An 11,526-nucleotide genomic window follows, 5' to 3' on the forward strand; every position below is an offset into this window, starting at 1 on the left:
TCGGATGGTATCCCTTGCGGCGGCCGGCCGCATCCGGATAGGGTCGCGTTCTTGGAAGGAACTCAATACTCCATGACCGACTCACGCTACCGAAAGCTGGCCGAGAATCTCGTCCACTACTCCACCGCCCTCCAGGCCGGCGACAAGGTGTTGATCGAAGCGCTCGACCTTCCCGAGGCTTTTCTCTGCGAGTTGATCCGCACCGTCCACGACGCGGGCGCCGTGCCGCTGGTCACGATCAAGAGCCAGGCCGTCGTCCGCGCCCTGATGCTCGAGGCGTCGGAAGAGCAGATGCGGCTGATGGGCGAAACCGAGGTCTACCGCATGAAGCGGGTCGACGCCTACATCGGCATCCGCGGCAACCCAAACGTCGCCGAATGGTCCGACGTGCCGGCGGACAAGATGAACCTCTACAACACCTATTGCTGGAAGCCGGCCCATCTGGACATCCGCATCAAGGATCTGCGCTGGGTCGTTCTGCGCTGGCCCAGCCCGTCCATGGCGCAGCTCGCCAACCGCTCCACACAGTCTTTCGAAGACTTCTACTTCCGGGTGTGCAACATGGACTACGCCCGCATGTCCGAAGCCATGAAGCCCCTGGTCGAACGCATGGAGGAAACCGACCGAGTGCGCCTCGTTTCCCCCGGCACCGACCTCACCTTCAGCATCCAAGACATCCCGGCCATCCCCTGCGACGGCCGTTACAACCTACCGGACGGCGAGGTGTTCACCGCCCCGGTGCGCGACAGCGTCGAAGGCACCATCCAGTTCAACTCCCCCACCATCTACCAGGGGGTCGCCCACAACGACATCCGTCTCACCTTTAAAGAAGGCAAGGTGGTCGACGCCGCCAGCAACGACACCGCGCACCTCAACCAGGTGCTCGACACCGACGAAGGCGCCCGCTACATCGGCGAATTCGCCATCGGCTTCAACCCCCACATCACCACCCCCATGCGCGACATCCTGTTCGACGAGAAAATCGCCGGCAGCATCCACTTCACCCCCGGCAACGCCTACGAAGAGGCCTGGAACGGCAACAAGAGCCAGATCCACTGGGACATGGTGCTGCGCATGGATCCCCAAGCCGGCGGCGGCGAAGTCTGGTTCGACGACCAGCTCGTGCGCAAGGATGGGCTCTTTGTGACGGACGAGTTGGAGGGGTTGAATCCGGATCGGTTGGTGGGTTGATGGGCGGAGGAGCATGCGATCTGGAGACGCGATTCCAGGTGAGGCACAGCGCGGTTCGAGCGACAAGGGACTAGCGATACTGCACAAGCTCGACACGCTGGAGCAGGAGTCACAGTCGCCCTCCTGGGCGCCGCTTCCACCAGCGAAAGGCACCCCAACCCCAGGAAACAAGGGTCACCAAGGCGACCCCCAGAACCGTCACCAGCGCCGGCAAGAGGAGAACGCGGGGTGCCAGCCCCCGGAGAATGAAGGTGGTGGTGAGGGCGGCGATCAGCCCTAGCCAATAGAGAAAGCGGAGGCCTCGGTATCCGAAAGCGGCGAGGGTGGGCAGGGTGACGGTGGAGGCTGGCAGGTCGTCGGGCGCGTGGTGGCACCAGGTTGCCGTGCCGCCGAAGATCGGCGCCCATCGAGGCGCGTCCCACAGCACCAAGGCCGTGCAGCCGGCCAGCATCAGGACGGTGATCCAGGGAGTGCCGGTGCCGAAATCCACCGCCCAGGTGAGGACGCAGATGTTGGCGATGATCGGCAGGTAGAGGAGAGCACCGAGGAGCGCGGTCCCGCGGAACAGTAGCAGGGCGCCAGCGATGAACTGAGCAAGGCCGACGAAGGTGTAATAGGCGCCGGTGGCGTGGAACGCGGCGAAGAAGCGGCCGGCAGCGAACTCTTCGGACATACCCGGAGCGAATTCGAGCCCCACCACTTTGGTCCAGCCCGGCGCCATGAACCCCACGGCGAGCAAGCTGCGCAGAATCAGAACGCTTCGCCGCATGAGCGGCGACCGGCGGCAGCGGCACCAGAGCTGAAAGCAAGGACCGCTCTCGGCGAAGAGTCTTTGTAAGGGCATCGCGTTCAACTACGGCGCCGGCCTCGATTCGTTACTCGAGCGACCCGAGCAGGGCTTCGAAGCGCTTCTCGCCCCGCAGGGATTTCAAATCCTCATCGTTGCGGAGGTGGTCGGCATTCGAGAAACCGGATGCGACCGCCCGCTCCAGCGCTTCGTAGGCCGGCTTCTTGCGGCCCAGGCGGGCCTGGGCGCAGGCGAGGTTGTACCAGGCGCGAACGTCGTTTGGGCGGATCTCGGTGGCCAGACGCAGGCTGGTGACAGCGCGCGCGTACTCGCCCTTCCCCAGCAGCTCGCGGGGGTAGTAGAACGAAGTGCGAGTGGCGATAAGCGCCAGCACGCGACGGGCGGCGTCGGCTTCTTCGGGCGAGTCCGATTTTCGGACCACGCGCTGGAGATGCTGGATGTAGCGCCGGCCCTCGCTCAAGAAAGTGGGACCTGGTTGGGTGTCGTACTGCACGAGACGGGTGTAGAGGACGTCCATCTCCCGTTGCCGCGCAGCCTCCCAGGAGGCGACGCGACGAGTCTCCGCCAAGCCCTCGGTCACTTGCTTTTGCTTCGCGAGGCGCTGGACGGCGGCGGCCAGATCCGATGTGTCGGCCAGGCCTTCGAAGTCGGCGTGGAGTTCGCGGTATCGGAGATAGGCGCCGAGAAGGTCACCCTTGGACTCCAACGCCTCGGCGTCTTGGGTCCAATCTTCCTCGAGTTCCGCCACCAGATCCTGGTCGATGGGCCGCAAGTCTTCGGCCATCGCCCGTAGTTCCATCCAGCCGAGGGCCTCGAAGGCGATTTCTTCCGGCGGCCAGGTGTGACCGCCGTCGAATCCCTCGAAACGGGCGGTAATGCCCCGCTCTTGCAGGTGGAAGTCGAGATGCTGCGTTTCCCAGAAGTTGAAGTCCCCGGTTCCCGCGGTGGCGAAGCAAGCGAAGGGCAGCCCCGCCTCGGGTACCGTTTCCGGTGCCAGGGCGCCGCTGGCGGCGATCACCCCGGCCACCTCGGGCAGGCCGTGGGCGATGCCCGCGACGGCCCGGGAGGTGCCCGAGAAGCCCGCCATGTAGATCCGCCGAGGATGCACCCGGAAGCGCTTCGGCAGATCGTCGAAAAGGGCCGTGGCCGATTTCTGCATCGGCTCCCAGCCGGCGTCGCTGGCGGAGTTGTTGGAGCTGGCGAGGATGTAGCCGTAGCGCTCGGCGCCGCGCCGGAAGAACTCCGCCGTCCTCGCCCCACGGCCACGAGCGTCAAACACCAGCAGCAGCGGCCAGGTTCGCTCCGCCGAGTAGTTCGACGGCAGGTAAAGGGCGTAGCTTTGCTCGGGATCAATGGCGGTGCTCACCGAATCGATGATCTCGCCGCGCGGAAAGTCTTTCCCACTCGCCGGCGACACCAGGACCCAAAGAGCGGCGCAGAGCCCAAGCACGATGCGGAATCCGAACATGGGGTGGATACGCAGGGACTAGCGGGGAGTTTGGGGACTCCGTCCGACCCAGTTCGCCCGCCGCAGGCCGCGCAGGGCGCTGACCAGAAAAATTTCGGAATCCGCGGTGAGCTCGCTACGCTGGATCACTCTTTCCTCGAGGGAGCCGTCCGCCAACAGCCGCCCGCGCAGGGTGCCGGCCAGCAGGCCGCAGCGGACGGGCGGCGTGACCAGGTGCTTGCCCCGACGCACGGCGACGTTGGCGCGGCAGGTTTCGGTGACCTCCCCCCGCTCGTTGAACAACAACGCATCGTCCGTCTCCGGTACGGCGTCCCGGGCACCGGAGAGCGCCCGGTCGTAGACCTCGCGGTAGGTAGTCTTGTGGAAGAGGAAGGTGTCCTTCGAATCGACCGCCGCAGGCGCCCAGGTGAGGACTTCTCCACCGTCCTCCGCCGCCGGAAGCGGCCCGGCTTCGAGCAGCGGGCTTCCGGTGCGATCGACCAGCAGGCGCACCCGCTGGGCGGTGGGCGCCCGGAAGTCTTCCAGGCTTCGCCGCACCGCCTCCTCGTCCCAGCGGTAGGCGAAGTACTCGGCGGATTCGGCGAGGCGGGCGAGGTGCTCTTCGAGCAGGAAGAAGCCCTCCTCGGGAGACCACCGCATCGTCTCCAGCAATGAGAACCACGGCACCGGTCGCTCGATGGCGCGCCGCAGGACGCGCGCCTTGAGCACCGTTTCGCGGTATTCCGCTTCGGCTTGCGAGTCCCACACCATGCCGCCGCCGACCCCGTAGGTCACCCGGGCCGCGGCGTCCGCGCGTCGCTCCACCACCGCCGTGCGGATCGCCACCGCGAAGCGAGCCTGCCCGCGCGGGCCGATGTAGCCCACGGCGCCGGTGTAGGGACCGCGCGGGGATTCTTCGAGGGCCGCGATGATCTCACTGGTGCGCGCCTTGGGGGCGCCGGTGATCGAGGCGCAGGGGAACAGCGCGGCGAAGACTTCCGGCAGGGTGGCGGCGCTTTGCGCTTCGACGGTGGAGGTCATCTGCAGCACCGTCGGGTAGCGCTCCGCCTGCCACAGGTCGCCCACCCGCACGGAGCCGGCCTCGGCGATGCGCCCGAGATCGTTGCGCAGCATGTCGACGATCATCACGTTCTCGGCCCGGTCCTTGGGCGAATCGGCGAGGGCGGCCATCGCCGCCCGGTCTTCCGCCAGGGTGCGCCCGCGGTGGGCGGTGCCCTTCATCGGCCGCGTCACGAGTCGCCGTCGGTGGCCTTGAGGCCCTCCCATGCGCTCGAAGAACAGCTCCGGCGAAGCACAGCAGATGGCGAATTCCGGGTCCGCCAAGAAGGCGCCGTAGCGGCAGCGTTGGGCGGCGATCATGGCGGCAAAGAGGCCGAGGGGATCGCCCTCGAAGGCCGCCCGCAGCCGGTAGGTGTAGTTCACCTGGTAGGTGTCGCCGCGGCCGATGGCGCGTTTGATCACGCCGATCGCCCGGCCGAAGTCCCGGCGGTCGACGCTCGGGCGCCAGCTTCCGATGTGGAAAGGGCCTGAATCCGCCGGCGCCTCGAAACCCTTCTCGACCTCGGCGCGGCGGAAGAGAGCGAACCAAAGGAGCGGCGCCCCTCCGACCGCCGGAGGGTGCGCCGCCAGTGCGGAGTCGAAGGCCGGGGCCGCCTCGTAGGCGACGAAACCGGCGGCCCACAGGCCTTCCCCCTCGGTGCGCCGGCAGACCTCGGCGAAAGTGGCCGGCACCTCTTCCACCCGCCGAGCCACCAGCACCGCGACGGGCGCTTCGAAGCGCAGCCAACGGCCCTCGAAGCCGTCCTGCACGAGGGCAATCGGCTTGCGAGCCGCGGGGTAGTCTAGGGGTTTCACGGGCCCGTTCTCAAAGGCTGCGGAAATGCGCCGGAAAGGCTGCGGAAAATCGGTGGATGGCTTGCGGAATGGGCATGAGACGCTGCGGAAATCCAGCGGATTCTCGTGCTACGAGACGATCTGAGAAAACGCTACCACGCCGAGAGGCGCCGTTTCCGATAGCATGCGGACAGAGTCCCTCCGACCTTCGACAGCGTGCCCCATCCGGAGCTTTCGTGCCGACCATCGCAGACATCCGAGCCGCCCGCGAGCGTATCGCCGGCACCCTGCCGGTCACCCCCTGCCGGCAAGCTCTCGGCTACGGCAACCTGGTGCCGGCGCGGCTGTTCCTGAAGCTGGAGAATCTCCAGCGCACGGGATCTTTCAAGGAGCGCGGCGCCCTCAACCGGCTGTTGACCATGGAAGAGGCGTCCCGACGCAGAGGGGTGATCACCGCCAGCGCCGGCAACCACGCCCAGGCCTTGGCTCTCCACGCCAGCAACCTGGGGATCGCCTCGACGGTGGTGATGCCCGAGAACACGCCGCTGATCAAGGTCACCAACACCCGCCGCTATGGGGCGACGGTGGTGCTCCACGGCGCCACCTTCGACGATGCCGTGGACCATGCCCACCAACTGCGCAAGGAGCGCGACCTGGTGCTGGTGCCGGCCTTCAATGACGAAGCGGTGATCGCCGGCCAGGGCACCGTCGCCCTCGAACTGGCGGAGCAAATCGACCGCATCGACACGATGGTGGTACCGATCGGCGGCGGCGGCCTGATCTCCGGTATCGCCCTGGCGCTGAAAGAGCTGATGCCCGACATCCGGGTGGTGGGCGTGGAGGCGGAAGCGGCGCCCTCGGCGCACGCCTCGCGAGAGGCCGGAGAGATCGTCACGGTGACCAGCCGCGACACCATCGCCGACGGCATCGCCGTCAAGCGGGTGGGTGAGCTGACCTTTCCGTTGATCGAGCGGCTGGTCGACGATCTGGTGAAGGTGGACGACGCCGAAATCGCCACCGCCATCCTGCGCCTGCTCGAGAATCAGAAGACCCTCACCGAGGGCGCCGGTGCCGCCGGCATGGCCGCGATCCTCGCCGGCAAGGTGCCGATGGTGGAGGGCGAGACCGTCGCCGTGGTGCTGTGCGGCGGCAACATCGACATCAACATCCTCGCCCGCATCATCGACCGCGGCCTGGTCTCCGACGGGCGGGTGGCCCGCCTCAAGGTGCGTGGTCAGGACCGGCCAGGGCTGCTGGCCGAGGTGACGGCGACCGTCGCTGAGCACGGCGCCAACGTCCTGGAGATCACTCACGCCCGCGAGTTTGCGGACATCTCCGTCGGCGAGGTGGAAGTGTTGCTGACCTTGGAAACCCGCGGCGAGAACCACATCGCCGAGATCATCGGCGCCCTCGTCGACGAAGGCGACCGAGTCCAGTCTTTGAGCTGAGCACCCCCGAATTCGGACCAGGAGCCTGAGCCTGCCCTTCTCACCAGCCACCTACTGCGAGGCCGTATGTCACTGAATCTGCTGCGTTATCCACAGAACCTGCTCCTCGACGTACTGACAGTACGCCTTCGTCACAGAACCTGTGGATGCCTTGCATCTTCAGCCACCTACGACCTCTCGCTTCGGTTGCTGGTGAGAAAGGCAGGCTAGATGACACCGACCGATCGACCCGCCGTCGCCGTGATCATGGGGAGCACCTCCGACTGGGAGACCATGCGCCACGCCGTGAAGACTCTCGAGTCCTTCGACGTGGCCTGCGACACCCAGGTGGTCTCCGCCCACCGCACGCCGGACAAGATGGCGCGGTTCGCCGCCGGGGCCGAGGAACGAGGCCTGGAGGTGATCATCGCCGGCGCCGGGGGCGCCGCTCACCTGCCGGGCATGGTCGCCGCCCAGACCGCTGTGCCGGTGCTCGGCGTGCCGGTCCAGAGCAAGGCGCTTTCCGGCATGGACTCGCTCCTCTCCATCGCCCAAATGCCCGCCGGCATTCCTGTCGGCACCCTCGCCATCGGCCAGGCCGGCGCCGTCAACGCCGCGCTGCTGGCGGTCGCCATCCTTTCGAACTCGCGGCCGGAGCTGCGCGAGGCACTCCGCCGCTTCCGGGCGGAGCAAACCGAGACGGTGATGGAGGCCGAGCTGCCGTGAGCCGTCCTCCGGCGATCTTGCCGGGCAGCACCGTCGGCGTTCTCGGTAGCGGCCAGCTCGGGCGCATGCTGGCCCTCGAAGCCCGGGCGATGGGCTACCGGATCCACACCCTGTCGCCAAGCCGAGACACGCCGACGGGCCAGGTGGCGGATCTCGAAGTGGTCGCCGCCTACGACGATCTCGACGCCGTAAGCGCTTTCGCCCGCGGGGTCGACGTGGTGACCTTCGAATTCGAGAACGTCTCCGCCGAGGCGACACGGGTGGCCGCCGAGGAAGCCCCGGTGCGCCCCGACGGGATGATCCTGCATACCACCCAGAATCGCCTGCGGGAGAAGCGCTTCCTCACCGACCAGGGGTTTCCGGTAGCGCCCTTTCGGGAAGTTCGTTCGGCGAAAGACCTGGCGGCGGCGCTGGCGGAGATCGGCGCCCCGGCGGTGCTCAAGACCGCCGGCTTCGGCTACGACGGCAAGGGACAGATCAAAGTCGAGCCCGGCGTTTCCCCGGACGACCTGTGGCGCGAGTTCCGCGGCGATCTCGACAGTCAGCGGGTGGAGACGGCGGCAGTGCTCGAAGGCTTTGTCGACTTCGAGCGGGAAGTTTCGGTGGTGGCGGCACGCGGGCTGGACGGTTCCTTGGTGGATTACGGCGTGCTCGCCAACGACCATCGCCACCACATTCTGGACGTCACCGTGTCGCCGGCGCCGGTGTCGCCGCGGGTCGCCGCGGAGGCACAGCGCCTCGCCCACGGCATCGTCGAGGCGGTGGAGCTGGTGGGGGTGCTGTGCGTAGAGATGTTCTTGCAGACCGACGGCCGGCTGATCGTCAACGAGCTGGCGCCGCGGCCCCACAATTCCGGCCACCTGACCGTCGACGCCCACCTCACCAGCCAGTTCGAGCAACAGCTACGGGCCGTGTGTGGGCTGACCCTCGGCTCGACGGAGCGCCTGCGGCCGGCGGCGATGGTCAACCTGCTGGGCGATCTCTGGCAGCACGGCGAGCCGGACTGGGCGGCGGTCGCCGGTGAGCAGAATCTCAAGCTCCACCTCTACGGCAAAGGCGAAGCCCGGCCGGGCCGCAAGATGGGACACCTGACGGTACTGGCGGGCGACGCCGGGACGGCGAAGCGCCAAGCCCTGGCGTCCCGCGCGCTGCTGGAGTCTGGCGGCTGATCCCAGGTGCCCGGCAAGGGAGTCATCCGGCGGGTCAAGGACGCCCTCTGGCGAACCTCAGATCTGTTCGGTATTCGACCCGTTCGGATCCGCTCCGGCCCGGCGCGGGGATCGCAGATTTGTGCGCCGATCCGACGGTGGCCGTCCTTTCGGCGCGCCCTCCACGAGGCGCCCATCCTGGCCGTCATCGACCGCCGGGTGGGTGAAGGGCAGACGGTGCTCGACCTCGGCGCCTCCTACGGCTATTTCACCCTCGCCTTCGCGGCCCGGGTGGGTAGCGTCGGCAGGGTGATCGCCTTCGAGCCGGAATCCAGAGCGGCGAACGCGCTGCGACGAACCCTGGCCCTCAACGGGCTCTCCCAGGTACGGTTGATCGAGGCCGCCGTCGCCGAGACGTCCAGGACGCACTTTCTGCGAGTGCCGGAGAACGAAACGATGGCCTACCTGACCGCCCGACCAAACGGCACCGCCGTGGATTCCGTCTCTCTGGATGACTGGCTCTCGCGGCCGCCCACCGAAGACGCCCCGCAGCGGGTGGACTGGATCAAGATCGATGTCGAAGGGGCCGAGGCGCAGGTGCTCTCCGGCGCGGAAGAGACCCTCACCCGCTATCGGCCGCGCATCCTGTGCGAAGTTCACGGCAGCCCGGCGTTTCCGGGCGGGGCGCGGGAGACGGTGGAGCGCCTGCGCCGGGCCGGCTATCGGCTGACCCCGGTACCGGCAGCCGGACGCTCCCTGGAGGAACGGCTGCACACCGTGGAAGCGGCGCCCGCCGGACCTCGCCTCCACACCTTTCATCTGCTCGCCGAGGCCGACTGACTCACCATGGAATCTCTCCTCCTCGGCCTGAGCCTCGGCTTCGCCTCCGGCGTGAGTCCCGGTCCACTCTCGACGCTGGTGATCAGCACCGCTCTCGAACGGGGCTTCGGCGCCGGCCTACGGGTGGCGATCGCGCCGCTGCTGACGGATGCACCGGTGATCGCAGTGGCCGTGCTCTTCTTGCGGGCGCTACCGGAGAGCTTTCTCGTCGCCATCACCTTCATCGGCGCGGCGGTGGTGATCTACCTGGGCGTCGACACTCTGCGCGCCGCCCGGCGGACGCCGTCCCTCGAAGACATCGCCGGCGCCGCCAGCGAGGCGCCGCGGGACGTGCTGCGCGGCCTCGCGATCAACCTGATCAGTCCCAATCCCTGGGTTTTCTGGATCACCATCGGTGGCCCGATGATCCTGGAGTTCTGGCGCCACTCACCCTGGCGCGGTATTGCCTTCCTGGCGGGCTTCTTCCCGCTGCTGGTCGGCATCAAGATCCTGCTGGCGGTGATCGCGGCGCGAGGACGGAAGTACCTGCGTGGGCGCGCCTACGGACGGGTGCTGGCCGGCTGCGGCCTACTGCTGATCGGACTGGGAGCGGTGCTGATCTTCGACGGCCTCGGGCGCCTCGGGGGCATCGGCTGAGCCGGCGCCCGACTCTGACCCTTCGAGGTGGGCTATCGAATGAGCGTAGTAGCGCAGCACCGGTAGCTCCTCCGGCACCGCCTCGTGCAGGCCGTCTTGTTCGCGGATGAGGTGCCGCAGCAGCAGCATCCTCAAACCGACCGACACGGCATAGTCCTGGTCCCGCCGGGGCACATAGACGTGTGCCCCGGCCGCCGACAGGCGGTCCATACGACGGAGCACCCGAGCCTTGACTTCCAGGCTGGAGAGCGGTCCGTCCCCGGCTTCGTGAGCGGCCACGAAGACCGCCGCCACCAGCGGCACCGGTACCACCGGAATCACCCGCCCGACGCCGGCCATCAATTCCTCGGCGAGGTCGCCGATGTGCTCGAAGCGCTCGCGCCGTTCGAGGCTGCGCAGGTCCACCCGGCGCCCAGCCAGCCACTCGCGCATGGACACCGGCGTGCCAAAATTGACGCAGGCATAGCCGAAGCGATACCAGCGGTTGGTCACCACTTGGCGGAGATTGCGGCCGACGAAGGAGAGGGTGTTCCAGGCGGCCCGCGCCGAGGAGGGTTTGGCCGCCCTGGGCATGCCTTCGAGGGGCACGTCGAGCAACAGAGTCCGGTCTTCGAGCACCCGGTCGTAGTTCAGCCCCACCGGCACGAACACCAGGTCGCGCTCGCCCTGTGGATCGAAGCTCCGCAGCATGTAGTCCAGCAGGCCCAGCTTTGGCGGCCGCAGGGCGCCGTCGCGGGACAGGCCACCCTCCGGATACACCGCCTGGGTCACACCGGAGGCCGTCGCCATGGCGACATAGCGCTCCAGCACCCGCCGGTAGAGCGGGTTCTTCGAGCGCCGCCGCACGAAATAGGCGCCCATCGAGCGGATGAGGGTCTGGAGGGGCCAGATGCGCGCCCACTCCCCCACCGCGTAGGACAGCGCGGTGCTGGCGGCGGCGAGATACGCCACCAGCACGTAGTCCATATTGCTGCGGTGGTTCATCACGAACACCACCGTCGAGCGCGGATCGAAGCGCGCGAAGGACTCCTCATCGGTGAAGCCCACCCGCACCCGGTAGAGGAAGCGAGCCACGGTCCGCCCGAGGCGGTAGCCGAAGCGGAAGTAAAGGTAGGCGTTGAAGGCCGGCACAATCTCCTGCGCGTAGCGACGCACCCGATCCGAGGACACCGCCCGAGGCGTGCCGCTCTCCTTCGCCTCCTGCTCCACCGCCGCCATCACTTCCGGGTCGAAGCGCAGGCGATCGATCAGAACTTGACGCTTGGTCAGCTTGAACGGCTGGACCTTGATCCGCAGCCGAGTGTTCAGCTCGTCGAGCACCCGGTTCACCCGCCGGCGCAGAAAGTAGCGCACGCTCGGCAGCAGCAGGCGCTCCAGCACCAAAAGGGTCGCGGCCACCACCAGCAGCGCCAGCAACCAGGCAGGAATCGAAACGGAGTGGGTCATCGA

10 protein-coding genes are annotated in these 11,526 nt (G+C 67.6%); 6 read left to right on the forward strand and 4 right to left on the reverse strand.

Annotated elements, in window-relative coordinates; translation table 11 throughout:
• The first annotated feature begins 72 nt into the window (after positions 1-72).
• The gene (locus AAF481_18740) at positions 73-1,191 is read left to right on the forward strand and encodes an aminopeptidase (GenBank protein ID MEM7483208.1); all 1,119 of its coding nucleotides are present in this window, start codon (positions 73-75) and stop codon (positions 1,189-1,191) included.
• A gap of 109 nt (positions 1,192-1,300) precedes the next feature.
• Here the strand turns inward: AAF481_18740 and AAF481_18745 are convergent, their stop codons facing one another.
• The 3 genes from AAF481_18745 to AAF481_18755 form a co-directional block, all read right to left on the reverse strand.
• A complete protein-coding gene (locus tag AAF481_18745) occupies positions 1,301-1,960 on the reverse strand; it encodes a hypothetical protein (protein ID MEM7483209.1) in 660 nt (219 codons plus the stop codon).
• A 106-nt stretch (positions 1,961-2,066) separates the two neighbouring features.
• On the reverse strand, positions 2,067-3,467 hold the full coding sequence (locus AAF481_18750) for a tetratricopeptide repeat protein (protein MEM7483210.1): 1,401 nt from the start codon (positions 3,465-3,467) through the stop codon (positions 2,067-2,069).
• Positions 3,468-3,485: 18 nt separating this feature from the next.
• The gene (locus AAF481_18755) at positions 3,486-5,321 is read right to left on the reverse strand and encodes a chorismate-binding protein (GenBank protein MEM7483211.1); all 1,836 of its coding nucleotides are present in this window, start codon (positions 5,319-5,321) and stop codon (positions 3,486-3,488) included.
• Positions 5,322-5,536: 215 nt separating this feature from the next.
• Between AAF481_18755 and ilvA the strand changes: the two genes are divergently transcribed.
• From ilvA to AAF481_18780, 5 genes are all read left to right on the forward strand, one after another.
• Entirely contained in the window at positions 5,537-6,748 is a 1,212-nt protein-coding gene (ilvA, locus tag AAF481_18760; protein MEM7483212.1) for a threonine ammonia-lyase, read from the forward strand.
• A 210-nt stretch (positions 6,749-6,958) separates the two neighbouring features.
• A complete protein-coding gene (gene purE / locus AAF481_18765) occupies positions 6,959-7,453 on the forward strand; it encodes a 5-(carboxyamino)imidazole ribonucleotide mutase (GenBank protein MEM7483213.1) in 495 nt (164 codons plus the stop codon).
• Complete coding sequence (locus tag AAF481_18770) at positions 7,450-8,622, forward strand: 5-(carboxyamino)imidazole ribonucleotide synthase (protein MEM7483214.1); 1,173 nt, start codon at positions 7,450-7,452, stop codon at positions 8,620-8,622. Before purE ends, AAF481_18770 begins: the two co-directional genes overlap by 4 nt.
• A 6-nt stretch (positions 8,623-8,628) precedes the next feature.
• A complete protein-coding gene (locus tag AAF481_18775) occupies positions 8,629-9,441 on the forward strand; it encodes an FkbM family methyltransferase (GenBank protein MEM7483215.1) in 813 nt (270 codons plus the stop codon).
• Positions 9,442-9,447: 6 nt separating this feature from the next.
• A complete protein-coding gene (locus tag AAF481_18780; protein ID MEM7483216.1) occupies positions 9,448-10,077 on the forward strand; it encodes a LysE family translocator in 630 nt (209 codons plus the stop codon).
• Here the strand turns inward: AAF481_18780 and AAF481_18785 are convergent.
• Entirely contained in the window at positions 10,009-11,523 is a 1,515-nt protein-coding gene (locus AAF481_18785) for a 1-acyl-sn-glycerol-3-phosphate acyltransferase (GenBank protein ID MEM7483217.1), read from the reverse strand. The genes AAF481_18780 and AAF481_18785 overlap by 69 nt on opposite strands.
• Positions 11,524-11,526: the final 3 nt, after the last annotated feature.

Source organism: Acidobacteriota bacterium (assembly GCA_039030395.1).
Classification (GTDB): domain Bacteria; phylum Acidobacteriota; class Thermoanaerobaculia; order Multivoradales; family JBCCEF01; genus JBCCEF01.